The 24,343-nt window shown below is 47.9% G+C and carries 22 protein-coding genes; 13 read left to right on the forward strand and 9 right to left on the reverse strand.

Features of this window, described 5'->3' with window-relative positions:
* Window positions 1–13: 13 nt before the first annotated feature.
* Window positions 14–1,102 carry an iron-sulfur cluster carrier protein ApbC gene (gene apbC / locus J3369_RS13100; protein ID WP_303575602.1) on the reverse strand — a complete coding sequence of 363 codons (1,089 nt, stop codon included), beginning with the start codon at window positions 1,100–1,102 and terminating at the stop codon, window positions 14–16.
* Window positions 1,103–1,211: 109 nt separating this feature from the next.
* On the opposite strand from apbC, the gene metG reads away from it, so the two are divergent.
* Window positions 1,212–3,275 carry a methionine--tRNA ligase gene (gene metG / locus J3369_RS13105; protein ID WP_349587556.1) on the forward strand — a complete coding sequence of 688 codons (2,064 nt, stop codon included), beginning with the start codon at window positions 1,212–1,214 and terminating at the stop codon, window positions 3,273–3,275.
* A gap of 146 nt (window positions 3,276–3,421) precedes the next feature.
* Window positions 3,422–4,525 (forward strand): MBL fold metallo-hydrolase, encoded by a 1,104-nt coding sequence (locus J3369_RS13110; protein ID WP_349587559.1) that lies wholly within the window; start codon window positions 3,422–3,424, stop codon window positions 4,523–4,525.
* A gap of 10 nt (window positions 4,526–4,535) precedes the next feature.
* Here the strand turns inward: J3369_RS13110 and J3369_RS13115 are convergent, their stop codons facing one another.
* Window positions 4,536–5,303, reverse strand: coding sequence for a methyltransferase domain-containing protein (locus tag J3369_RS13115; protein WP_349587561.1), 768 nt, complete (start codon window positions 5,301–5,303; stop codon window positions 4,536–4,538).
* An 88-nt stretch (window positions 5,304–5,391) separates the two neighbouring features.
* On the opposite strand from J3369_RS13115, the gene gloB reads away from it, so the two are divergent.
* From gloB to J3369_RS13130, 3 genes are all read left to right on the forward strand, one after another.
* Complete coding sequence (gene gloB, locus J3369_RS13120; RefSeq protein WP_349587564.1) at window positions 5,392–6,189, forward strand: hydroxyacylglutathione hydrolase; 798 nt, start codon at window positions 5,392–5,394, stop codon at window positions 6,187–6,189.
* A gap of 64 nt (window positions 6,190–6,253) precedes the next feature.
* Window positions 6,254–7,933, forward strand: a complete 1,680-nt coding sequence (locus J3369_RS13125) for a lytic transglycosylase (RefSeq protein WP_349587566.1) — start codon at window positions 6,254–6,256, stop codon at window positions 7,931–7,933.
* A gap of 6 nt (window positions 7,934–7,939) precedes the next feature.
* Window positions 7,940–8,992 carry an ion transporter gene (locus J3369_RS13130; protein ID WP_349587569.1) on the forward strand — a complete coding sequence of 351 codons (1,053 nt, stop codon included), beginning with the start codon at window positions 7,940–7,942 and terminating at the stop codon, window positions 8,990–8,992.
* 48 nt (window positions 8,993–9,040) lie between these two features.
* Here the strand turns inward: J3369_RS13130 and cysS are convergent, their stop codons facing one another.
* A complete protein-coding gene (cysS, locus tag J3369_RS13135) occupies window positions 9,041–10,420 on the reverse strand; it encodes a cysteine--tRNA ligase (RefSeq protein ID WP_349587572.1) in 1,380 nt (459 codons plus the stop codon).
* A 172-nt stretch (window positions 10,421–10,592) separates the two neighbouring features.
* Between cysS and J3369_RS13140 the strand changes: the two genes are divergently transcribed.
* Together J3369_RS13140 and lpxH are read left to right on the forward strand one after the other, a co-directional pair.
* The gene (locus J3369_RS13140) at window positions 10,593–11,087 is read left to right on the forward strand and encodes a peptidylprolyl isomerase (protein WP_119501800.1); all 495 of its coding nucleotides are present in this window, start codon (window positions 10,593–10,595) and stop codon (window positions 11,085–11,087) included.
* Window positions 11,088–11,162: 75 nt separating this feature from the next.
* Window positions 11,163–11,885, forward strand: coding sequence for a UDP-2,3-diacylglucosamine diphosphatase (gene lpxH / locus J3369_RS13145; protein ID WP_349587576.1), 723 nt, complete (start codon window positions 11,163–11,165; stop codon window positions 11,883–11,885).
* Between the two features lie 293 nt (window positions 11,886–12,178).
* Here lpxH and J3369_RS13150 read toward each other — a convergent pair whose 3' ends face one another.
* From J3369_RS13150 to J3369_RS13165, 4 genes are all read right to left on the reverse strand, one after another.
* Window positions 12,179–13,153 (reverse strand): caspase family protein, encoded by a 975-nt coding sequence (locus J3369_RS13150; protein WP_349587578.1) that lies wholly within the window; start codon window positions 13,151–13,153, stop codon window positions 12,179–12,181.
* A 13-nt stretch (window positions 13,154–13,166) separates the two neighbouring features.
* A complete protein-coding gene (locus tag J3369_RS13155) occupies window positions 13,167–13,538 on the reverse strand; it encodes a TIR domain-containing protein (protein WP_349587581.1) in 372 nt (123 codons plus the stop codon).
* A 241-nt stretch (window positions 13,539–13,779) separates the two neighbouring features.
* The gene (locus J3369_RS13160) at window positions 13,780–14,304 is read right to left on the reverse strand and encodes a hypothetical protein (protein ID WP_349587584.1); all 525 of its coding nucleotides are present in this window, start codon (window positions 14,302–14,304) and stop codon (window positions 13,780–13,782) included.
* Between the two features lie 238 nt (window positions 14,305–14,542).
* Window positions 14,543–15,781: an EthD family reductase gene (locus J3369_RS13165; protein ID WP_349587586.1), complete on the reverse strand. Its 1,239-nt coding sequence runs from the start codon at window positions 15,779–15,781 to the stop codon at window positions 14,543–14,545.
* A 223-nt stretch (window positions 15,782–16,004) separates the two neighbouring features.
* Here J3369_RS13165 and J3369_RS13170 point away from each other — a divergent pair, with 223 nt between their 5' ends.
* Entirely contained in the window at window positions 16,005–16,709 is a 705-nt protein-coding gene (locus J3369_RS13170; RefSeq protein ID WP_349587589.1) for an IclR family transcriptional regulator, read from the forward strand.
* Between the two features lie 317 nt (window positions 16,710–17,026).
* On the opposite strand, the gene J3369_RS13175 is transcribed toward J3369_RS13170, so the two are convergent.
* Together J3369_RS13175 and J3369_RS13180 are read right to left on the reverse strand one after the other, a co-directional pair.
* Window positions 17,027–17,923 (reverse strand): aspartyl protease family protein, encoded by an 897-nt coding sequence (locus J3369_RS13175; RefSeq protein ID WP_349587591.1) that lies wholly within the window; start codon window positions 17,921–17,923, stop codon window positions 17,027–17,029.
* 80 nt (window positions 17,924–18,003) lie between these two features.
* Window positions 18,004–18,423: an alpha/beta hydrolase gene (locus J3369_RS13180; RefSeq protein WP_349587594.1), complete on the reverse strand. Its 420-nt coding sequence runs from the start codon at window positions 18,421–18,423 to the stop codon at window positions 18,004–18,006.
* Window positions 18,424–18,499: 76 nt separating this feature from the next.
* Here J3369_RS13180 and J3369_RS13185 point away from each other — a divergent pair, with 76 nt between their 5' ends.
* From J3369_RS13185 to J3369_RS13205, 5 genes are all read left to right on the forward strand, one after another.
* Window positions 18,500–18,976: a hypothetical protein gene (locus J3369_RS13185; protein WP_303575617.1), complete on the forward strand. Its 477-nt coding sequence runs from the start codon at window positions 18,500–18,502 to the stop codon at window positions 18,974–18,976.
* A 311-nt stretch (window positions 18,977–19,287) separates the two neighbouring features.
* Window positions 19,288–20,871, forward strand: a complete 1,584-nt coding sequence (locus J3369_RS13190) for an alkaline phosphatase (RefSeq protein ID WP_349587597.1) — start codon at window positions 19,288–19,290, stop codon at window positions 20,869–20,871.
* 12 nt (window positions 20,872–20,883) lie between these two features.
* On the forward strand, window positions 20,884–22,788 hold the full coding sequence (locus tag J3369_RS13195) for an alkaline phosphatase (protein WP_349587600.1): 1,905 nt from the start codon (window positions 20,884–20,886) through the stop codon (window positions 22,786–22,788).
* A gap of 60 nt (window positions 22,789–22,848) precedes the next feature.
* Entirely contained in the window at window positions 22,849–23,607 is a 759-nt protein-coding gene (locus J3369_RS13200; RefSeq protein ID WP_349587606.1) for a hypothetical protein, read from the forward strand.
* Between the two features lie 80 nt (window positions 23,608–23,687).
* On the forward strand, window positions 23,688–24,317 hold the full coding sequence (locus tag J3369_RS13205) for an OB-fold-containig protein (RefSeq protein WP_119501810.1): 630 nt from the start codon (window positions 23,688–23,690) through the stop codon (window positions 24,315–24,317).
* Window positions 24,318–24,343: the final 26 nt, after the last annotated feature.

Consider the following 24,343-nt stretch of genomic DNA (forward strand, 5'->3'; position numbering starts at 1 on the left):
CAGTTCTGCACACTTATAACTTTGTCAGCCCGATGGTTTCACCGCGGATGTAACTTTCAGAGCTGCGGGAAGGTAACGTGAGCGCCATCTGCATGGACAATGCGCGGGCAGCTTCACGGTAAATACCAGCCAGTTCGCTGTCCGGTTTATCTGCCACCAGCGGTTTACCTAAATCGGCCTGCTCGCGGATAGAAACATCCAGCGGCAATGCGCCGAGCAACGGTAAATTGTAACGCTCAGCCAGCGCTTTACCGCCGTCCTGCGCAAATAAATAGTCTGTGTGACCGCACGAAGAACACTGGTAATAGCTCATATTCTCAATTAAACCCGCCACCGGCACATTTACCTTATTGAACATGGAAATGCCTTTTTGTGCATCGGCTACGGCTAAGTCCTGTGGTGTGGTGACAATGACGGCAGCGCTCAGAGGCACCTGTTGTGCCATGGTCAGCTGAATATCACCGGTACCCGGCGGCATATCCACAATCAGATAATCCAGTACCGGCCACAAAGTTTCATCCAGTAACTGTTTCAGTGCCCTGCTCGCCATGGGTCCGCGCCATACTGCTGCGTCTTCTGCCGGCACCAGGTATCCGATGGAGTTTGCCACCATGCCCCAGGCTTTCAGCGGTTGCATATGTTTGTTATCACCGCTGACCGGATGGTCCTGCGGATTGCCCAGCATGATGGGTACAGAAGGGCCGTAAATATCCGCATCCAGAATGCCCACTCTGGCGCCTTCCTGCATAAGCGCAAACGCCAGATTCAGACTGGTGGTTGATTTACCCACACCACCTTTGCCGGATGCGACCGCTACCACGTTACGGATATTCGTCACCGGCGCTATAGCGGTCTCAGCACCGCGAACCTGTTGTGAAATGGCCAGCTCCACCAGCGGAAAACCGGCTTGTGTCAATGCCTGTGTGATGGTTTCTCTGATAACGGCATGTTGAGTGAGCGCACAGAATGGCAGTGTGACCGACAAACAGCCGTTGTCTACCTCACACCACGGTTGGGTTTGCTCTGTGGTTAAGGCATAATAATCAGCCAGACTTTGTGCGGCGGTTTGCGCCAGCTTGTCACCCTTTCGGGAAAAGAACATAATTCACCTTTAAAATGCGCGGTCGCGCTATTTACGTAATGCAAAAGCGGCGCGATTCCGCTAGTATTTGCAGCCATTTTTCAACGCTTGAGAACAGAAACATAATACTATGTCTGAAAACACGTCGACTTCTGTTGCCGGAAACAATGCGAAACGCCGTATTCTGGTAACCAGTGCACTGCCGTATGCTAACGGCTCTATCCACCTCGGGCACTTACTTGAGCATATCCAGACCGATATCTGGACCCGTTTCCAGCGTCTTCGCGGCAACGAATGCTACAGTGTTTGCGCCGACGATGCTCACGGCACACCTGTTATGCTGAAAGCACAGGAGCTGGGTATTACGCCGGAAGAAATGGTCGCCCGTACCCGTGCAGAGCACCATCAGGATCTGCAGGACTTCTACGTTGATTACGACAACTATTATGTGACTCACTCGCCGGAAAACAAGGCGTTGTGTGAAACCATTTATAACCGTCTTGATGAAGCAGGCTACATCAGCAAGCGTACCATCAATCAGTTGTATGACCCGCAAAAAGAAATGTTCCTGCCGGACCGTTTCGTAAAAGGCACCTGCCCGAGCTGTAATGCGGAAGATCAAAACGGCGACAGCTGTGATGTTTGCGGCGCAACCTACAGCCCGACAGAAGTGAAAAACCCGCGCAGTGTAGTTTCCGGCGCGACGCCAATACTGAAGGAATCTGAGCACTTCTTCTTTGACCTGCCGCAATTTGAAGGCATGCTCAAGGAGTGGATCCGCTCCGGTGCGATTCAGGCTGAAATGGCGAATAAGCTTCAGGAATGGTTTGAAGACGGCCTGCAGCAGTGGGATATCAGCCGCGATGCACCTTATTTCGGTTTTGAAATTCCGGGCGCGCCTAACAAATTCTTTTACGTGTGGGTAGATGCGCCGGTTGGTTACATGGCCAGCTTCCAGAATTTCTGTGATCAGAATAACGTTAACTTTGACGATTTCTGGAACAAAGACACTGACACAGAGCTGTATCACTTCATCGGTAAAGACATTACGTATTTCCACTGCCTGTTCTGGCCTGCCATGCTGGAAGGTGCCGGTTTCCGTAAACCTACCGGTGTGAATATTCACGGATTCGTGACAGTAAACGGCGCGAAAATGTCCAAGTCCCGCGGTACATTCATTAAAGGCCGTACCTATCTGGACCATCTGAATCCGGAATACCTGCGCTATTACTTCGCTTCCAAGCTGGGTGACGGTGTAACGGATATCGACCTGAACTTTGCTGATTTTGCTCAGAAAGTGAACTCAGATCTGGTAGGTAAAGTGGTGAACATCGCCAGCCGCTGTGCGAGCTTCATCACTAAACGTTTTGACGGCAAACTGTCAGATACGGTACTGGACAAAGAGCTGATGGCAGAATTCCATGCCGCATCAGAGAGTATCGCCACGCACTTTGAAAACCGTAAGTATCATCAGGCGGTTCGTGAAATTATGGCGCTGGCTGACAAAGCTAACCAGTTCATTGATGCGAATGCGCCATGGGTCACCATTAAAGACGAAAGCAAACAGCAGTTTACCCGTGATGTGTGCTCACTGGGCATTAACATGTTCCGTATTCTGGTGGCTTACCTGAAGCCGGTATTGCCTGTGCTGGCAGAGAAAGCGGAAGCTTTCCTGAACGATACGCTGACCTGGGAAAGTACTCAGACTGTTCTGACCGGTCATGAAATTAATAAATTTAAAGCCATGATGCAACGCATTGAAATGGATAAGATTGACGCAATGGTAGAAGACTCAAAAGAAAGCCTGGCTGCAGCAAATGCACCGAAGTTAGACCCTGAAAGCCTGCTGGCGAAAGATCCCATCAGTGAAGAAATCACGTTTGAAGATTTCGCGAAAGTGGATTTCCGCATTGCCCGCATCGCTAATGCCGAGCATGTGGAAAAAGCTGACAAACTGTTGCGCTTAGAGCTGGATTTAGGCGGCGAAACCCGTCAGGTATTTGCCGGTATCAAGTCAGCCTATGCTCCTGAAGACTTAATTGGCAAGCACACCGTAATGGTTGCCAACCTGGCTCCTCGTAAGATGCGTTTCGGTATGTCTGAAGGCATGGTACTGGCGGCAGGTCCGGGTGGTAAGGACTTGTATATCCTTGAGCCACACGAAGGTGCCAAACCGGGTATGCGCGTCAAATAATGCGCTGAGCTATGTTCTCCTGAAAAGGTAACGTCGACAGTAAACGAAAAACGGTGTTCAGATGAGCACCGTTTTTTTATGAATAAAATGCACAGGTCAATGCTTTTCAAAAAGGTATACAGCAGAGGCAGTGGATAATATGCTTTGTGCAAACCCCTTCTGCCTCAATCACAATGATTTCTGTAAAACCACGGGCCGGGATTTCATTAAACGTACTGGCCGGCGCAGTATGTCTTCTCACATTTATTTTAACCGGTTGCAGCACAGCACCGGCTTCTTCCGCCACTTCAGTGGATGCCGGACTAAAAGTTTCAGCTCCGGCATTTGAAGTGATCCCGCTGGGTACGGCAGGCGGGCTGGATGAAAGCAACTTATCGTCTTATCTCATATCGCCCGGGTACAGCCACCGTTATCTCGCATTCGATGCCGGATCGGTAATGGCAGGGCTGAAAGTGGCTGCGGCAAACGGTGCTTTTGCTACTTTGCCTGTGCAAGCAGATTTATCTGTTGAGGGAAATGTACTCACCCGTCATATCACCGGTTATGCACTTTCCCATGCTCACCTCGACCACGTAGCCGGCATGGTGATTAACGCTACGGACGATACGCCAAAACCGGTTTATGCCATGCCTTTCACTATCATAACGCTGAAAGAAAATATATTTAACTGGGCGCTGTGGCCAAACTTTACCAATGAGGGAAGCGGCTACAGACTGAACCGCTACCGTTATACCTACATGCAGGCCGGTGAAACGCAAACACTGGGTGATACAGACTGCTCGCTTACCGCCTATCCGCTGTCCCATGCCGGTGTTGACAAGTCTTCAGCGTTTTTATACCAGTGTGATGACAATGCAGTGCTATATCTTGGGGATACCGGGCCTGATGCAGTGGAAGGTACCGGACAGTTAGCCGGCTTGTGGAAAACCGTGGCACCGCTGATAAAAAGCGGCCGGTTAAAAGGTGTGTTTATTGAGGCGTCCTATCCTTCAGACAGAGCGGACAACGCGCTGTTTGGTCATTTAACACCGGCATGGCTGATGCGGGAACTGGACACACTGGCAGCACTTACAGACAGTGAAGATCCGGCAAGCGCATTGCGGGGATTAAAGGTCATTATCACCCACATAAAGCCGTCTCTGAACAAACAGGAAAACACCCTGCTGAAAATAAAATCCGAACTGGAAGCGCTTAATTCGCATGGTGTAACGCTAATTTTTCCGCAGCAGGGAGAACTCTTCTACCTCTGACAACTGCCTGTCAGCCCCGGCTTCCATCACGGCCTGCAGGGGTTGCATTCTGCACCCGCATGCTGGCACCCACGGCGGAGAACCGGGGCTTGAGTTTCCATGCGGGCTTGATGGTGGTCATGGGGATCACCCGTTTACGGGCAAGGATCACATACACCGAGCTGCACCAGGGAAAATAGCGGGTAATGCGGTTATGCCAGCTGGCAGGTAAAGAAAACTGCTTTTTAATAAACAGCATGGAAAACAGAATATGGCGGGTTTCAATAATTTCATAGCCCAGTAACTGCAACCAGTCTTTTACCCGGCCTGACGAGAAGAAACGTGCATCATGCAGCAGGTTGCCCCGTTTCAGTGGCAGATATTTGCCGATACCGGTGAGGCTGTACGGGTTAAACCCGCTCAGAATAATGTAACCGTCCTGTGTGATACAGCGGTCAACCTCCCGTAATAACTGATGAGGATCCTGACAAAAGTCCAGTTCGTTAGCCAGCAGAAACCCGTCTATGCTGTTCTCAACATAAGGCAGTTCGGTAGACAAACTCAGTACAGATGTCGCGTCGATCTGAACGGGTGTCTGACGGATTTGGTGTTTAACGTTGCACTTGCTTAACGCAATGTCACTGCTGAGTGTTCCCAGCTTAACCAGATGATAGCCGAAGATACGGGCAGAAAAGCTGTTACTGACAGTCTGCACAGTATCTTTAATTGCCTCACCTGCCGGTAGCTGAGCCCAGGATTCGGGGTAACCGGGCGGTTTAGAACGGTATGCCAGTCTCATTAATATTCAGGCTGATCCAATTAGTTGCGACACTGCTATCTAATTTCTATAGTATCGCATTAATACTGATAAACAAGCAGGATTCCCCATGAACAGGATGTCTGACGCCCTTCCCGACGGTGTACAAATCAGCGCAATTCCCGCCTTTACTGACAATTATATCTGGTGTTTGCACAATCAAACCCATGCAGTGGTTGTGGATCCGGGCGATGCAGAACCTGTACAGGCTTTTTGTAAGCAGAACGGGCTCAGCCTGGAAGCCGTGTTGATCACACATCACCACCGCGACCATACCGGCGGCATCGCCAGACTGGCCTCCGCAAATCCTTCATTACCGGTTATCGGCCCGGCCGGCGGACATATTCGCGGCATTACCCGCTCTGTGGATGAAGGTGATGATATTCATCTGAATGTGGTGAACTGTGCGTTTACGGTCATGGAGCTGCCAGGCCATACCCTCGATCATATTGCATTTTATGGCCACGGACTGGTGCTGTGCGGAGACACGTTATTCTCCGGTGGCTGCGGACGTCTGTTCGAGGGCTCGCCGGCGCAAATGCACCATTCACTGAACAAACTGAAACGCTTGCCCGATAACACCCGTGTGTTCTGTACCCATGAATATACACAGGCCAACATGCAATTTGCCCTCGCAGTAGAGCCTGACAACGAAGAATTACAGCAACATGCGAACCTCATAGAAAAGTTGCGGTCTGAAGACAACATTACCCTGCCCTCCAGCATGCAAAAAGAAAAGGCCATCAACCCCTTTCTGCGCAGCCACAAATCTTCTGTGGCAGCCGCTGCATCACAGTGGCAGGGAGAAGAATTAGATGACGATACTGCGGTATTTACTGCGCTGCGGCGCTGGAAAGATCAGTTTTGATGCAATTGACGGCAACAATCGTTACACTATCACGTTCGAAGTTTATTTGCGGGGCACTTAATTAATGAAATCAGCACTGGGCCTGATTGCCAGTATCGCGCTTGCTGGCATGCTGAGTGGTTGTGAAACCACCGGTGAGAATGACATTGCCAGTGAGCAACCGCCTGAGTATACCGAACCTCAGGACTCAGACACCTGTGAAGTAGGCCAGACGACCATTGACGACGAGCAGGACTGTCAAATCGCCAAAGAAGGTGTTATTGAAGTTGTGCATCCTGTTGAAGATGTAGACGAGGCGCTGGATGAAGCGGTTGAACCGGAAGAACCTGAAGACGTTGTCATTGATGATGTGTGGATCCGCGCGGCTGCTCAGATGGCCTTCGAGATCCCTGACGACAAGCGGGTAACCAGCCAGCGTAACTGGTATCTGAAACATCCTGAGTACATGGCCCGTGTGGTTAACCGTGCACGTCCATTCCTGTACTACATCACTGAAGAAATTGAAAAGCGGGACATGCCGCTGGAAATCGCACTGCTTCCTGTCGTGGAAAGTGCTTTTGACCCCTTCGCATACAGCCATGGCCGTGCTGCCGGTATGTGGCAGTTTATTCCGGGCACAGCGAAACGTTTCGGGATCCGCCAGACCTGGTGGTACGACGGCCGCCGGGATGTTGTGGCATCCACTCAAGGCGCGCTGGATTATCTTACTTACCTGAATAACATGTTCGACGGCAACTGGTTGCATGCCCTTGCAGCGTATAACAGCGGTGAAGGCCGCGTACTCAGAGCCATCAAACAAAACCGTAAAGCCGGTAAACCTACAGATTTCTGGTCGCTGGATTTACCCCGCGAAACCCGCGCTTACGTACCGAAACTTCTGGCCCTTGCTGACATTCTTAAAAACAAAGACCAGTACGGCTTTGCCTGGCCTGCTGTTGATAATGTCGAAGTGGTAAAACTGGTAGACATCGGCTCACAGGTAGATTTGGCGTTTGCTGCCGATCTTGCCGATATGGAACTGGAAGACTTGCACGCCCTGAATCCCGGTTTTAACCGCTGGGCAACCGATCCTGACGGCCCTCATCAGTTGTTGCTTCCGGTAGAGAAAGCAGAACAATTTACTACAGAACTGGCGTCCGTTGACCGCCATGACCGCCTGAACTGGGTACGTCATAAAGTGAAAAGCGGAGACAGCCTGCTGCGCCTGGCAAAGAAGTATCATACGACAGCTGACATCATCAGAAGGGTCAACAGTCTGTCGGGTAACATGATCCGCGCCGGTGACTATGTCATGGTGCCGGTTGCTTTGAAAGAACTTGATTCTTATTCTTTGTCACAGGATCAGCGTCTGGCTTCGTTGCAAAATAAGCCCCGCTCATCGGTGAAAGTGACACATAAAGTCACCTCCGGCGATACGCTGTGGGATTTAGCCGTTAAATACAAAGTCAGCACCCGTGACCTGGCGAAGTGGAATGGTATGGCGCCGGCAGATCCGCTGATGCCCGGTAAAACCCTGGTGATCTGGCAAGGTGGCGATGCGCCGGAGAAGTCCTCCGCTTCCATCATCCGCTCTCTGACTTACACAGTTAAACCGGGAGACAGTCTTTCCCGTATAGCCAGTAAGTTCAATGTTAAAATCTCAGACATCACCAACTGGAATAATTTGAGCAAAAACCGCTATTTGCAGCCTGGCCAAAAGCTCAAATTACACGTGGATGTGATGAGACTGAAAAATGTAGGATAAGCCACCATGCTGAGAATTAACTGGGACAACTTACGGAAAAGTCATGAAACGCCCTGGTTAATTCTTGATTTGGTTATGCTGGGTTTATTGCTGGTAAACCTGGCCTGGCTGCTCTTCGATGCCCTCTACGGCACTGCCGTCATCCACCAGCAACTGGAAATTCTGCTACCGGGATTTACCGGCACCTACGACCCTATCCATAAAAATTTCATTCTTGTCGACCTGGTATTCATTGCCATTTTCTTTGTTGAGTTCTGTTTTCGCTGGGTTGTCTCAGTGGTGCGGAAAGAGCATTTGCGCTGGTACTTTTTCCCCTTTCTGCACTGGTACGATATTGTCGGCCTCATTCCTCTCGGGGCAACCCGCATTTTCCGTTTTCTGCGTATCTTTTCGATTTTGCACCGGCTGCATAAATTCGACATCATCGACTTAAATCGTACTGCTATTTTTCGTTTCTTCCGCTTTTATTACGATGTTTTTGTGGAAGAATTGTCTGACCGCATCGTCGTTAAAGTACTCAGCGATGCACAAAAAGACATTTCTGCAGGGTCACCACTGGTTGACGATATTACCCGTCAGGTGCTCGCCCCCCGCCGCCCTGTTCTGACTGAATGGGTTGCCGGTGTGCTGAATCATTTCGGTCAGTCCATCAGCGACGGACATTATGGTGAAGCGATCCGCGAACACGTAAGGCGCTCGGTAGGCAAAGCGGTGAAAAGTAATGAGCAGGTATCGACACTGCACTATATTCCGGTGGTGGGAAAAACCATTGAAAGCACGCTGGAGTCGGCCGTTACCGACATCGTGACCGCATCCATTATTAACCTGCTTTCTGACATCGACGCCCGCAAGATTGATCATTTTGTAGAAGCCGGTTTACACGATTATACGCCGGTCACGGATGATTTGGATAAAGAGGTGCTGGGAGTGATTAACGAGTGTCTGGAGCTGGTGAAAGCCCATGTGGCTCAGCAGCGCTGGAAAACCGAACTGGCTGAAAAGAACCGTCCGGTGCCTGATGCCGGCATTGAAAATCAAACAAAAGGCCCGTTGGAATAATCCGCCGGGCCCTTTCATTCAGCGCATATTGTAAGGTGCTGTAGCTTGTCAGCCTTTACGCCAGGTCGTTCCGGCCGGCCCGTCTTCAAGGATAACATTCATTGCCGCTAATGCATCACGGGCAGCGTCAGCAGCAGGCCAGTCTTTCGCAGCACGGGCATCGTTACGTTGCTTGATAAGTGCTTCAATTTCGGCGCTCTCATCATCATTGCTGCCGCCCTGTAACCAGGTTTCCGGCGCGGTTTGCAAAATACCTAAAATCGCTCCCAGTCCTTTCAGTACCGCAGCCAGCTTGCCGGCTTCTTCCGCACCGGCTTTTTGCTTATTGAGATCGCGGGCCAGGTCAAACAGGACAGACATCGCTTCAGGCACATTCAAATCGTCGTTCATTGCCGTTTCAAAGCGCTCAAGGTATCCGCCGTAAGACAAATCAGTGGCAGAGTTTATATCCACACCACGAAGCGCTGTGTACAAACGTTCCAGTGCTGATTTTGCCTGAGTGATGTTGTCTTGCGAGTAGCTCAGCTGACTGCGGTAATGAGCCGACATCAGGAAGAAACGCAGGGATTCTGCATCGTGTTCCTGTAATACATCACGCAGGGTAAAGAAGTTGCCCAACGACTTGGACATCTTCTCGTTATCTACCTGCACCATACCGGTATGCATCCATGTGTTTACATACGGCGTATCAAAGGCGCAGCAGGATTGAGCGACTTCATTTTCATGATGAGGGAATGTTAAGTCAGAGCCGCCGCCGTGAATGTCAAAGTGTGCACCCAGGTGCTTGTGATTCATGGCAGAACATTCAATGTGCCAGCCGGGACGGCCGTCGCCCCAGGGCGAAGTCCAGAAAGGCTCGCCGGCTTTGGCTTTTTTCCACAGCACAAAATCCAGCGGATCATCTTTACCTGCCGCCACTTCAACGCGGGCACCGGCCTGTAACTGTTCCAGGTTTTGCTTGCTCAGTTTGCCGTAGTCACCAAACTTACTGACATCAAACAGCACATCACCGCTTTCTGCTACATAAGCAAAGCCTTTATCCAGCAGTTTTTCAATGATATCCACAATTTCAGCCATGTGCGTGGTTACACGGGGCTCGATATCCGGCTCAAGTAAATTAATGGCAGCGAAATCTTCGTGCATCATGGCGATGGTACGGGCAGTCAGTTCACCGGTGGTTTCACCATTTTCATTCGCTCTGGCAATAATCTTGTCATCTACGTCAGTAATGTTACGCACGTAGTTCACATCAAATCCAAGATGGCGCAGATAACGCACCAGCACATCAAAGCTTAAATAGGTACGGGCATGCCCCATGTGGCTGAGGTCGTACACCGTGATACCACACACATATAAACCCACGCATCCTTCTTTCAGCGGTGCAAAAGGGGCTTTTTCCCGGGTCAGTGTGTTGTAAAGGTGTAGCATGGTTGTCCTCGTTTTTTAGCTCAGGATTCAAATTCGGGGCGAAAGTGTAGCACTACCCGTTGCGGTCGCACAGGTTTTGCAGCCTTTTAACAGTGATTAATTTAACTCACGGAGGAAATCAGCTACCATTACCCCACTTTAACCGCCGGGACACAAGATAAGGGGCGAATTCATGGTTACGTTAAAAACAAATTACGGTGACATCACACTGGAGCTTTTTGCAGATAAGGCACCGGCAACCGTTGAAAACTTCTTAAACTACGTAAAAGAAGGCTTTTACGACAACACGATTTTCCACCGTGTTATCGATGGTTTCATGATTCAGGGCGGTGGTTTCACACCGGATATGGATCAGAAGTCGACCAACGCACCTATTGCCAATGAAGCGAACAATGGCGTTGCCAATGAAAAAGGCACAATTGCCATGGCACGTACAAATGATCCGCACTCAGCAACAGCGCAGTTCTTCATTAACGTGAACAACAACGACTTCCTGAACTTCTCCAGCGAATCAGTAAACGGCTGGGGCTACTGTGCATTCGGTAAAGTGTCTGAAGGCATGGACGTGGTTGAGAAAATCAAAGCTGTGAAAACCGGCACCAGCGGCTTCCACCAGGACGTACCTGCAGAGCCTGTTGTTATTGAAAAAGCGGTTATTGCTGAGTAATCCGGCGATACCTTTGTTCAGAGACAGTTCCTGCTGTCTCTGATCCCTCTTCCCCATATTGTCACACTTAGCTGCATGCCATTTACTTATTTCATTGCCGATATTCACCTGAGCGAAGACCGTCCTGACATTACTCAGTGTCTGATGACTTTTTTAGAAAACGAAGCGCCACAGGCGGATGCACTCTACGTGCTGGGTGATTTGTTTGAAGTGTGGATAGGTGATGACAACAAAACGCCTTTTAATGATGCGATTGCAGCCGCATTTAAACAGGTCAGTAAAACCACGCCGGTATTTTTCATTCACGGCAACCGTGACTTTGCAATCCGTCAGGAATGGGCAACCCAGGCCGGCATGACATTACTGCCCGAACAGGCTGTTATTGATTTATACGGCACCCCTACCCTCATCAGCCACGGTGATGAGTTATGTACAAAAGACATTGCCTACCAGAAATTCCGTAAGAAAAGCCGCAGCTGGTGGTGGCCACGGCTTATGCTGGCCTTGCCACTTTCATACCGCCGTAAGGTCGCCGAGAACGGACGTAAGCAGAGCAAGTTAAACCAGCAGGGCCTGAAACCTGAAATCATGGATGTAACGCCGGAAGAGGTGGTGAAAGCCATGGAGCATTTCAACGTACAGCGTATGATCCACGGTCACACCCACCGCCCCGCCATCCACGCGCTGAAAGCCAACGGCAAACCCGCTACCCGTATCGTGCTGGGTGACTGGTACGATCAAGGCTCGGTTTTAAAAATCAGTGAAACAGAATTTACGTTGCAGCAGCGGGATTTTTGACGTACGGGCGTGAATGAGTGAGTTTCTGTATTCAGTAGACTGAAATGGAATCGTCAGCTAGAGACAAGGAGCAGACGGTCAACAATGTCATTTCCTACTTCATTTTGGTCAGAAGCGGACATTAACGAGATACCTGCAAAGGACAGCTTTGTACGTAAAGCGAAAGTTGGCCCATTCAGAATTTAATGGCAGCTGTGAGCGAAAAGCGGACATGCAAAGCCCCGCGCACGCACGAGAACATCCGAGCATTTCAATATGTATTCGCGTGAAGCTTTTCATTAGGTATTTGCTCTCTATATGCGATTATTTTGAACCAATCTTCTATAGTGCTCCCCTAAGGCTGTTAGTCTGCACGACTTACTTTCCATTGCAGCATTCCACATGTGTGGAGCATCTACAGGGACTAGTAAATTTAGACGATTAAAACGTTGAAGAATTGCAAAGATACGAGTATTTTCTGGGTCAGGTGGAGGCATCCCCTCATCTCGCCCTTTCGCTTCAGGCTCAAATGTCGGATCGAGTTTAAAAAAATAACCTGGTCTCGGGAAGAATTCATTAATTCTTCGTAATTCATCTATAGCTATAGAAGGAGCTGATTTTCTCAACGAAACAAATTGCTTCACATTAGTTTTAAATACTGGACGTTGTTCCCACGCCCCCAAAGACTGGTCAATATGCGCATATACACTACCCGGAGTAATATCGCCTGTAAGATTTGCAGCACTACCATTTAGCGAATCAACGAGTAAAGTTGTAAAGACACCTCTTCCATTTTCTTCAGTGGCGTACTGGTCTTTGGTTGAAGCTGTTAATACAGTAAGCCCCTCGGTTAATGACGCTAGTTGCTCTGCATTGGGCGGAGTTCCAGCAATTCCTGAATGACAACTATCTAGAATGATTATCTTGTTTTTTGCAGGCGAGTTATTCGCAAATGTAAGTACTTCAGATAAAGATACGCCTTCATCCCCTCGCCTTGAATCTGAGGCTAATAGATAACCACCAGTAGCCTCAATATGGCCATGTCCCGCAAAGTATAATAGAGCTATATCAGCGTCCACTTTAAAAAGCTGCTCAATTTGATCCCTCAATGTTCCCCTACTTACACTCTCAGCAGGTCCCGTACCAGCTAATAGACGACAATCAAAATTCACAGCACCACCATCATGGCGCTCTAGAACTGCTTTCACTTCATGAGCATCATTAACGCAACCATGGAGTGAGTCACCATGCTCATAGTGGTTAATCCCAACAATAAGTGCAATACGCATTTGCCATTACTCCTTAAAGGCTATCAATAAAATCCTCGATAGCTTTCCAGGTCCATACTTTAGTGTTCACACCAACTATATTGGTTCTATCACCCTTATAGCTCCAAATTCCCAGCACTTTTTTTCCTTCTTCCTTTGCACACTCTATCTCCCATTTCTGACCACTAGAAGTAAGTGAATTATTACTAATAAGAGCGATTACGCCATCGGAACGTTTAATTCGAGTACGAACTTTTGTCTTCCAATCAGTGTCATACGCCTTCTTTACGGACATATCAATATATTCAAAAGGGGACTTCGTATTTAATGATTGGCCTTTCAGCATATCCCTTTGCTTTTCGTCTTCAATTGCAAACGCTACGAAAATTGTTTTTTTAGATGGCATTTGAGTTCTCCATTTCAAGTTATGAGTGCTGTCTAGACGCTAAGGTTTGGGGCGCAAGAAAGGTTCTACAATCGCGAAGCAGCCCCGTGTTTGCGTCCCATGGACAGAAGGGGTGTAACACTAGCGTTTCGTTATGGCCTTTTCCCTGGGGGTTTAGGTTTGGGCACATTGTGGTTCCTAACATTTCTAGGTCCCGGTGGCGGCGGCGGAGGAGGTGGTTGTTTAGACATTCTTTTACCTCTTAAGTTAAAGCCATTATTTTTAATACGATGGTTGCAATTAAGGCTAGAAATAAGCTAACGCTCAATGCTCTTACAGTAAAGTAAAGTTGCTCGGAACGATAGTCATTATTTTTGGCATTGAAGGAGCCATACTCGGTGTAACTCTCTAAGAGGAATTTATTGAAGTATGACTTTACAAGATCTTCTCTTTCATCAAATTCTGCGTATGTTGACTCTAAAGTTTGGTAGTAGTCTTCTATGACCTTCGCAGTAGGCATATATTGATCGACCAGCCCTGACCAGCAATTTTTAAAATGATAACATGCAAAAAACAACGAAATAGATGCAAAGAATAGGAGTATATAGAAGACGAAATTTTCACACGTAGTGAAAGAGTGTGTGTTAAAATTAAACACATACGACAGAAGCCCAAAAATGGCGACAATGACTGCCATAGGGAGATTTAGACGAGCATTAATTTTTTCTCTTCGCTCTATTTCAAAAAGATACATCTTTTCATAAAGCTTTAAATTTTCATCGTTCAATTTGAATCATCCTTGAAAAATAACGTATAAATAAATCAATATTAGCATAGTACAGATTAATCCCCGCTGAGTCATACACTTAAGCGTTCGCAAAACTGGTGAGTGAAAAATAAAGCGAACAGATGTTTAAAGCGTCGCGCTGAACGGCAGCAATACGTACAATGCACTCCGAGCGAAGCCCGTAACAAGAAGTCCGCTCCTGACCAAAAGCCGCTTGAAGCGGCTTTTCCGTAAATTTTTAACTTATAATGTTTACCTGATTGCCCAGCTGTATTAGCGTATTTTCATGGTCAAGAAACGTTTTTTCATCTTCAAAAACGACATCTCTATAAAAACTTGAGTCCATAATTTTGTTCAGAGAAGACTGTGATCTGAACCAGAGTTCTGCTGTGCCGTCGAATTTAGCATTATCAGAATCTACATCTTTTACATCAATGGGATGAGTTTGAATGTATCTCAGAACATGGTCCTGGACACCAGGAATTTGACGAAAAAGCGGGCCATGTTTCTTGATGTGATGCTCAACAAAATCCTCATGCGACATGCCTTTTTTGCGCTTTAAAAACATTGTCATTTTAACCACTCCTTGTTCAGTCAGCAGTTCCGATGCCTCTTGACGGTGAATGCCATGACTGACTGGAGATAAGCAGTTCGAGGGTGATGGTTTCCATCTGGCCACTTTTGCTTCAGGAGAGTAATCAATACCGTCCGGCGTGGTAATCAACTCAATATAGGTTCCCCATGGGGCTTTGCCATAAACGCCCGAGTTGTTTTCACTTTCTTCCACACCTGAAAGGGGGTGAATTGCCGATAATAATTCCCCGCCTGCTGCCTCGAAATTATTTGCGGCAGCCTTGATATCATCGACATAAAGAGCCAAATGGTTAAGGCCGAAGTCGCTCAGTGATATAGCCTCACGCTGGTTGGTATCTTCAAATTGAAACATTTCGATAGTCGCACTGTCTCCAATTCTCAGCAATCGCATGTGAATTATCTTCGCACCAGAAGGGATGCCAAGCTGTTGTTCAACCTCTTTTCCCGCCATGGCTGGCTCATGCGGTGACTGAACGTCATACACGATACTCGCGCCGAACGCTTGTGTGAAAAATGATGTAGCGGCATTTATATCTGGTACACACAGACCAACATGGTCAATACCTCTGATGTGTTGATGAGCAAAGTGTGGTGCAGAGAGGGTTTCCAGTTGAACGACGGATGATGCGCCTCCCTCGACAATATTCTCAAGAGCATTATTGAAGCTGATTACATGCTCAGAGTTTAGGTGTTCAGAAAATGCATCGTCGCTGATGTACTTTTCCAGCATCCTGAATGTGGAAGGCTCTGCTTTGTCATGAAAAACACTAAAATCTATATTTCCAGGCTCTTTGCGAACTTTGTTTGCAAGGTCGTCGATAAGTGAGGCAAGAATGTCTTCTTTTCCCGTAAGCGCTGTTGCGGTTGCAATCATCGTTTTCATATCACGTTCTCCAAAGGGTAGTCAGATGTCACCGATAAAAGTCGGTAGTGATGAATATCTGGCGCGATCGACCTCGTTGACATGTTGGCAGCCACGCTAGTTTCTGATCCTGAAACGGAGCAATGCATTGGCAGGTTCATTAATAAATCAATAAAGTGGATTTATTCGTCGATAAGCTTAAAATATTCACCATTGTTGAATTTTCTCTCTTTTCGGGACTTATATGATTCAGTCGGTATCAAGAACATTCGCAATTCTGGAAATTATTGCGAGAAACGGAGGAGAGGCAAAACTCCAGGAAATAGCCAGTCTTTCTGGTATTAAACAAACGACAGCACATAATCTGCTTAAGACGCTATGTCAGCTTGGTTATGTTGTCAGAAATCAGGGAAGTACGGGGTATTTTCTCAGTCGTCACATTTCAAACCTGTCCAGAGTTTCTGGAAATGACTATCAACTTCGAGAGTCTTTGATGCCTTTGCTGGCTGACATTACAAAAAGAACAGAGGAAACGAGTTTTATCGCGGTACCCAGTGGGGGAGAAGTATTTTTTCTGGCTGGTCTCGAATGTGATAAAGCAATTAAACACACCTCTCCTGAAGGATTGAGAACACCGATGCCAGGCTCAGCAGCCGGGCTTGTGTTAATGGCGTGGATACCGGATATCTTTGACTGGATGAAACCGGAGCATCGGATGGCTATTGGTGAAGATATCGAAAAGGCTATCGAAGTAACTCGCGCAAGAGGATTTGCACTTGATGTTCAGAAAGTGGAGAAGGGTCTGAACTGTGTAGCTATTCCCTATTTTAAGGAGGGGCAGTTGGAAGCCGTAGTAGGTATTAGTGGTCCCGCATTTCGGTTACCCGAACAAAAGCTGATAAGTAATGCACAATGGATGCAATCCTACTTATCAGCTTTATCTCTGTAAGCAACGTTGCCAACTCTCAACACGAATTCGGAGATGACTTCAGTTTAATTAGACTGGCTGCGGAAAGGCGAAGTTTGAGTCTAAAACCAGATAGCTACCATTAGCAAATGTATATCGCGTCAGGTATTCAGGAACTATTAAATTCTGAACGAGCCGATTATTCAAATTAGCCGTCCTCGGCCATTCGGCCTAATGTCCGCTTCTGACCAATGGCAGAAATAGAGAATCACAACGTTGAATGTCCACTGTTTGTCTTTAGCAGACGATTCTAATCAGACCACCTTATGTCCGCTATTCTCTGAATACTAAGAACGATTTTATTTATCTCGCATATACAAGGTGCTGTTAGCTACATCAATTATACTATTAATGGAAGCCAACTCTTTATTTCCGACTATTCCTATAACAGTTCCATATTTCGAACCGACAGCCTGTCTCAGAGCACCCAGTTCAGTGACAAGAAAATCGTCATTAACTTCCGCACTACCGATTTTTATTGTTTTATTCATGAGGACTTTCATAGGTGTTTCAGCCCCGTTTTCGCTGACTGATTTTGCTTTCGGATGATTATCCAATTTAAATCCGAAGTTTCCGGATAATACAGACCTGTCCAAGACGGTTTGCTGTGCACCTGAATCGACCAGTAAAACAACATCATGCTGCTCAAGCTTTGCTTTGACCAGGGTAAATCCTATTTCAGTTTGCAACAGAGGAATGGCGGTATACTTCGAATCAGCTCCTGAAAAAAAATCTCTAGTGTCACTTTCGTCTTCCGGAACTAAAAGTCTGCCTTTATTGATATCAACTAATGCGTGTAATTCAACAATTACATCGTGACCAATGATTCCATCTATATCAGGTCCTAATTGCCTTATTGAATTTGCAAAGATATTCCTGAGCGTCAGCTCGTAACTCCCTATGACCAAAGACTGGATACTGACAGGGAATGTTTGGGTTGTGCCTTCTTTCTCATCGCCGGCAGTAACGCCATTAATACCACTTGAGGCTATTTTGATACCGAAATATTCAAGTTTACTCATGCCAACAACAGAACCCGTTGAGCCTGTATCAAGGATGAATTTCCCTTCCTTCCCATTGACAGCAGCTTTGAGGCTGAAGTGCCCGTCATCAGTAACTTGTAAAGGGATTTCATCCATAGCTGCATGCACGGAAGTCACACTGATTAGAAGATAAAATAAAGCAATAAATTTCATTCAACATCCTTGTTTTGACAAATTTTTCGATAATTGTGAATTAAACACTCAGATAAAAGCAATGCAATTACAATATCCGACTAATTTCTTCCATGAACCCATTCTAGCCCCTGTACCAGGGTGGTCGGGAATGCGCTTGTATGTCTGGCCCCCTCAATAATCTGAAATTTAAGAGTAATATTCTCATCCTTATTTTCGTTTATCTTCTTAGCCAGACTTTCTGCTCCTGCGACCATATCCTGTATTTCGCCAAACGATGGTTTCTCTAAATTCCCTACGGAAAGGTATACCTTTATTTTTTGAGATGGATTGATTGTCGCTGATTGAAGAATTTCATTATCGTTATACCAAACCGACGGACTGCCCAGTATATAATTATCGAACATATCAGGATGTTTGAATAACGCGTGAGCGCCGGGCAAACCACCTAAAGAATGACCCGCAAAAGTCCGGTTTGAAGAACTCGCCCTGAAATTTTTCCGCAAACGGATATCTCTCATCGCCGCTTTTCCCTGCTTGACCTGTCTGTGGATATATACAAAGCTAACAATATGGAGAATCAAAAGGATTTTGATCGTGGGTAAGCGCGCTGGTTTCATTGAGTTTGTGAAAAATCACTGGGAGTTTCTGGCGGTGGGCAGTCTGATTGCGATTTACCTTTTACACGGTCAGTATCTGCAGGCTGTTGCCTCTACGATTATCTCCCAGCCGAGAAAAAGTGACTTTTTGTTTGTTGATTATTATGAACTGGATAGATCCAGTGACATTAAATATCGTTTTGTGCCCTTAAAAGTCATTGCAACAGATGAGCAAAATATTACGGTAGCGGTAGGAAATATTGGTTTCAGTGAACCCGTGTCACCTGAAACTCACATCAAATTTGATAAACCACTCCTGCTCAGAAATTATTACCGGAAAAACCATCTTCAGTTCAGTCGCAAAGAACTGAGTTTCATGTACGAGAACGGGATTATTTACGACGCACGCCGCCCTCAAAACATCTACATCAGCGGGTGGATCGTGATTAAACTAAGTGAAGTGTACACAGACTGAAAATAAGCAGAGGTAACTGCCTGAGACCAGTCATTTCTTTACTGCGCCCCTCAAATAATCAGTTAAAACAATATGTTATGTTATAACATTTTTCACAAAACCGACATCAATCCGACATAAATCATTCATCTCAGATTAACCTGTTCGTCATACAGGCCGCCTACTCTGTTTCACCGTCCGGTCGGGGAACCGATACTTTCAGGGAAGAGAGGTTACACACATCACCAGCCTGCTTCCCGCCCCCTGCCGCAGACACACGGCTGCTTCTGTCTACAGCGCCGGTAATCAAAAACATAATTAGGAATGTCATAATGAAATTTAACTGGAAAGCTTCTGTCAGCGCTCTGGCTCTGGCGGTTTCAACTGGTTTGCAGGCGGATGTGCTCCCTGCTTATCAGTCTGAAAGTGCCTGGTTCACCGACGCACAAACCAAAATCACTGAGAAACTGGAAACCACCAATAATTTTAAAGCCAAAAATGTAATCCTGTTTGTGGGTGACGGTATGGGTATTTCAACGCTGACGGCGTCACGTATCCGTAAAGGCCAGCTGGCGGGCAACCCCGGTGAAGAAGGTTACTTAGCGTGGGAAAGCTTTCCCGGTACTGCACTGGTAAAAACCTATAACGTAGATGCCCAGACTCCGGATTCAGCCGGTACGATGACAGCCATGATGTCAGGACTGAAAACAGACGTGGGTGTAATCGGTGTAGATGAAGACATCGAACGTGGCGAATGTTCAACAGTTGCCGGCAATGAAGTGATTACCGCACTGGAACTGGCTGAAATTAAAGGACTGTCTACCGGTGTGGTATCAACTGCCCGCCTGACTCACGCGACGCCTGCAGCCACTTATGCCAAATCAGCAGACCGCAACTGGGAAGACGTATCTGATATGCCGGAAGCGGCAGTCACAGAAGGTTGTGCTGACATTGCCGACCAGCTGGTACATTTTGAAGATTATCTGGAAAGCCGTTACACCGGTATAGACGTTGACGGTATTGATGTTGCCATGGGCGGCGGCCGCCGTCACTTCCTTCCTAATGATGCTGCGTTTAACAGCAATGACGCGGTAAGCGAAACAGAAGGCGACCGTACTGACAGCCGTGATTTGACTGCTGAGTGGCAGGAGATGTACAGCGATGGTGTTTACGTAACCGATCAGGCCGGATTCGATGCGGTGGATGCCGCTTCCACTACCCGTCTGTTTGGTCTGTTCAACGAATCTCACATGCAGTACGAGGCAGACCGCGCCAACGATGTTGCCGGTGAGCCTTCAATTGCTGAAATGACCTCTAAAGCAATCGACATTCTCGATAACAACGACAAAGGCTTCTTCCTGATGGTGGAATCAGGTCGTATCGATCACGCTCACCATGCGGGCAACGCGTCAGGTGCACTGTCTGAAACGCTGGCGTTTGAGCAGGCTATCGAAGCTGCGGTAGCGAATACCGATCCTTCAGAAACACTGATTCTGGTCACGGCTGACCACGGCCACGTGTTTACTATTGCCGGCTATCCTAAGCGCGGTAACCCGATCCTGGGCAAAGTGGTTAACGTGGGTGCTGATGAAGCGGCTACTGCTGCTGACGGCATGCCTTATACCACTGTGGGCTACATGAATGGTTTCGGCTTTAACGACTTGGGCACAGAAACCGATTCTGACGCTATCTACAGCGAAGAAATCAATGCTGGCCGTATGGATATTACCGGCGTGGATACCACTGCTGCAGGCTACCACCAGGAAGCGCTTATCCCGCTGTCTTCAGAAACTCACTCCGGTGAAGACATTGCCCTGCACGGCACAGGCCCAGGCAGCCAGTTAATTCAGGGTGTCATTGAGCAAAGCGTTGTATTCCACCTGATTAACCAGTCTCTCGGACTGATTGAAGAATAAGAAGAGGACATCATGAAAGTATTTAAATATAGCCTTTTAGCCATGGCCATGGCCGGCCTGACCGCTTGTTCTCTTGACGGTGATGATGGCGCTGACGGTACTGACGGTACTGACGGATTAAACAGTCTGACAGTACAAACTGAACTGGCCACCGGCGATGCAAGCTGTCCGAACAGTGGCGTACGTTTTGATTCAGGCTTGGATGCTGACGGAGACGGCGCATTAAGCGACAGCGAAATTTCTGAAACCAGTTATGTGTGTGTACCGGCCAACGCAGAAGTGGCGACCAGTGAGCTGCTGACCAGCCTGAACAACGAATATTTCGTTGCCGGTCAGGCGGAAGTTGAAGCGGCTAAAACCACCTGGCTGAATGCGACCGGCACAACCTCTGTGGACGGCGTTCAGACTATTACCAGTAATACCACCGTGACCAAACACGCTTCTGTGGAAGCGGCTGTTGCATCGCTGAAAGGTAAAGCGAAAAACGTTATCCTGTTCGTCGGTGACGGTATGGGCGTGTCTACTGTAACGGCAGCCCGTATCATGGAAGGCCAGATGAACGGTGACAACGGTGAAGAGAACCAGTTGAGTTTCGACCGCTTCCCTTTCGCCGGTTTATCAAAAACCTATAACGTTGATGCACAAACACCAGACTCAGCGGGCACCATGACTGCGATGATGAGCGGCGTGAAAACCGATGTTGGCGTAATTGGTGTAAACGAAAATATTGTTCGCGGTGACTGTAGCACCGTTGCCGGTAATGAGCTGGTAACGGCGCTGGAACTGGCAGAACTGGCCGGGAAATCAACCGGTATCGTGTCTACTGCACGTATCACTCACGCAACGCCTGCGGCGACTTACGCCAAATCAGCTGACCGTAACTGGGAAGATGATGGAGACATGTCTTCTGAGGCTATTACTGCCGGTTGTACCGACATTGCCGCGCAGCTGGTTGGTTTTGAAGCAGCTACAGAAGCACGTTTTGGTGCAGACATTGACGGTATCGAAGTCGTTATGGGTGGCGGCCGCCGCTCGTTCCTGCCTAAAGATGCTGCGTTTAACAGCCCTGACGCTGTCAGCGCTGTTGAAGGTGACCGAACAGACGGACGTGATCTGACCGCAGAATGGTCTGCGCAATATCCTGATGGTGTTTACCTGTACGATCAGGCCGGTTTTGACGGACTCGACACAGAAACCACTGAGCGTGTTTTCGGCCTGTTCAATGAATCGCACATGCAATACGACGCAGACCGCGGTAACGATGTAGCCGGTGAACCGTCAATCAGCGAAATGACAGAAGCTGCTATTAAAATTCTGGATAATAACGATGACGGCTTCTTCCTGATGGTGGAATCCGGTCGTATTGACCATGCCCACCACGCCGGTAACGCTTACGGTGCACTGACCGATACGATTGCCCTTGCAGATGCGGTAGCTGTAGCTGATGAGTTAACAGATGATGAAGATACATTAATCATCGTCACGGCTGACCACGGCCACGTATTTACCATTGCCGGTTATCCCAAACGGGGTAATCCGATTTTGGGCAAAGTGGTTAACGTAGGCGCAGACGAAGCAGCAACTGCGGCCGACGGTATGCCATACACCACGGTTGGTTACATGAACGGTAACGGCTTCCGTGACCTGGGTAACGAAACCGATGCAGACGAAATCTACAACTATGATGTCAACGCCGGCCGTCAGGATCTGGCAGATGTTGATACCACTGCTACCGGTTTCCACCAGGAGTCTTTAATCCCGCTTTCATCTGAAACTCACTCAGGTGAAGACGTTGGCATTTATGCAAAAGGCCCGGGCGCATTCCTCGTCAACAGCACTAACGAGCAAAGCGTTATCTTCCATGTTATGGATTTTGCCGGAAGTCTGATTGATGACGCAGAAGCGGCCATCGAGTAACAATAAGCTATGAATACAGGGACGTCCGTCTGGTCGTCCCTTTTTTGCTGGTAATAAATAATGAAACAATCTCAAACTATTCTCTGCGGACTGCTCTTATCCGCATCCACTCTGTTTACTTCAGCGGTAACTGCCGCAACGTCTGAAGAACCGGTTCAGTGTGATGCTGAAAAGAACTGGGTGAAAGCGGACTATACCCTTACTGAGACGACCAACGACAAAGTTCGGAGCCGTTCACTGACCTTATGGCGAAAACCGGATGTGGTGGCGCACCAGTATCCTGCCAGCGACATCACGCAGGTTTGGGAACATGTGCATGAACGGGTAAAACAAACACGCTTTTTTGATGCTTACAAACGTGGCATTGAATATCAGCCCGGCGAAAATATTCATGGCCGCGTTGATAACGACTGGGAATACCGCAATCAGCTGGTCAAGCAGGCCTTTATCGACGGGCTGGAGAAACAGGATTCAAAGGGGTCAGGCTGCGATATCCGTACCCGTTACACTGCCGGCAGTGAAAACGGGCACATCGAGCTGGTATGGGCAGACAACCTGCAATTAATTGTCTCGTTCACTGTGACTAAAGGCGAACAGAAAATGCACTGGCAACAGCAGTCGCTGTCTCATGAACAGGCAGGCATCAACGCATTTTTTGCAAGTCGCTACGGATATCAGACAACTGATTATGCCGATATTGGCGATGATCATACCGATCCGTTTCTCACCAACATGGTACACCAGGGCTTTATAGAAGCCGGTGCCAGTGGTTTTTACAATGCCAGCGGTGAAGCCCTTGAGGGATCTCACCTGCACTAGAGATCGTTGTAAACTCCTCGCAATTTGATAAGAATGTGTTATAAAAATAGCAATCAGGATTCATCAAGGATGGTGAAAAAATGTCCACATTCTTCTTTCATGATGCCAATTTTCTGTTCAGTGCAGCAGTTGGCATTGTCATCTTACTGTTCATTATTGAATTACTCGGCATGGCGCTGGGGATTAGTTTATTAGGCATTTTCGACGATATGCCTGAACCCGACCTTGGTGGTGGTGAGTCTGTGTCAGGACTGGCCGCCCTTACCAACTGGCTGTCGCTGGACAAATTACCGGTGATGATCTGGTTCATTCTGCTTCTTACCCTGTTCGGACTCACCGGCTACATACTGAATCTGTCTTACGCCAGCTTTCTGGGCGGACGCTTCTTACCGCCGGCGGCTGGCGTTCCAATTGCTATTTTCGTTTCCCTGCCCCTCACCGGCCGGCTTGGCAGCGCACTGGCAGGTCTGTTACCAAAAAATGAAAGCAGTGCCATCGACAATGATGAATTTGTTGGCGCTGTAGGAGAAATCACAATAGGCGTTGCCCGTAATGGCAGTCCGGCGGAAGCGAAATTTACTGATCGTTACCGCCAGGTTCACTATGTACTGGTTGAGCCTTTTGAAAGTGATGAAACCTTCACCCGCGGAGAAAAAATCATCCTCGTAAAGAAAAGCCTGCATAGTTGGCTTGCTACCCGATATAAATAACCCTGCAGCAATAAGGAAGTTGTAAA

Source organism: Alteromonas sp. NFXS44, assembly GCF_040148705.1.
Lineage (GTDB): Bacteria > Pseudomonadota > Gammaproteobacteria > Enterobacterales > Alteromonadaceae > Alteromonas.

Excerpts from the sequence above, each read along its gene's own strand:
- apbC (WP_303575602.1), bottom strand. The coding sequence starts at position 1,102 with ATGTTCTTTTCCCGAAAGGGTGACAAGCTGGCGCAAACCGCCGCACAA.
- metG (WP_349587556.1), top strand. The coding sequence starts at position 1,212 with ATGTCTGAAAACACGTCGACTTCTGTTGCCGGAAACAATGCGAAACGC.
- J3369_RS13115 (WP_349587561.1), bottom strand. The coding sequence starts at position 5,303 with ATGAGACTGGCATACCGTTCTAAACCGCCCGGTTACCCCGAATCCTGG.
- gloB (WP_349587564.1), top strand. The coding sequence starts at position 5,392 with ATGAACAGGATGTCTGACGCCCTTCCCGACGGTGTACAAATCAGCGCA.
- J3369_RS13125 (WP_349587566.1), top strand. The coding sequence starts at position 6,254 with ATGAAATCAGCACTGGGCCTGATTGCCAGTATCGCGCTTGCTGGCATG.
- J3369_RS13130 (WP_349587569.1), top strand. The coding sequence starts at position 7,940 with ATGCTGAGAATTAACTGGGACAACTTACGGAAAAGTCATGAAACGCCC.
- cysS (WP_349587572.1), bottom strand. The coding sequence starts at position 10,420 with ATGCTACACCTTTACAACACACTGACCCGGGAAAAAGCCCCTTTTGCA.
- J3369_RS13140 (WP_119501800.1), top strand. The coding sequence starts at position 10,593 with ATGGTTACGTTAAAAACAAATTACGGTGACATCACACTGGAGCTTTTT.
- lpxH (WP_349587576.1), top strand. The coding sequence starts at position 11,163 with ATGCCATTTACTTATTTCATTGCCGATATTCACCTGAGCGAAGACCGT.
- J3369_RS13150 (WP_349587578.1), bottom strand. The coding sequence starts at position 13,153 with ATGCGTATTGCACTTATTGTTGGGATTAACCACTATGAGCATGGTGAC.
- J3369_RS13155 (WP_349587581.1), bottom strand. The coding sequence starts at position 13,538 with ATGCCATCTAAAAAAACAATTTTCGTAGCGTTTGCAATTGAAGACGAA.
- J3369_RS13165 (WP_349587586.1), bottom strand. The coding sequence starts at position 15,781 with ATGAAAACGATGATTGCAACCGCAACAGCGCTTACGGGAAAAGAAGAC.
- J3369_RS13170 (WP_349587589.1), top strand. The coding sequence starts at position 16,005 with ATGATTCAGTCGGTATCAAGAACATTCGCAATTCTGGAAATTATTGCG.
- J3369_RS13175 (WP_349587591.1), bottom strand. The coding sequence starts at position 17,923 with ATGAAATTTATTGCTTTATTTTATCTTCTAATCAGTGTGACTTCCGTG.
- J3369_RS13180 (WP_349587594.1), bottom strand. The coding sequence starts at position 18,423 with ATGAGAGATATCCGTTTGCGGAAAAATTTCAGGGCGAGTTCTTCAAAC.
- J3369_RS13190 (WP_349587597.1), top strand. The coding sequence starts at position 19,288 with ATGAAATTTAACTGGAAAGCTTCTGTCAGCGCTCTGGCTCTGGCGGTT.
- J3369_RS13195 (WP_349587600.1), top strand. The coding sequence starts at position 20,884 with ATGAAAGTATTTAAATATAGCCTTTTAGCCATGGCCATGGCCGGCCTG.
- J3369_RS13200 (WP_349587606.1), top strand. The coding sequence starts at position 22,849 with ATGAAACAATCTCAAACTATTCTCTGCGGACTGCTCTTATCCGCATCC.
- J3369_RS13205 (WP_119501810.1), top strand. The coding sequence starts at position 23,688 with ATGTCCACATTCTTCTTTCATGATGCCAATTTTCTGTTCAGTGCAGCA.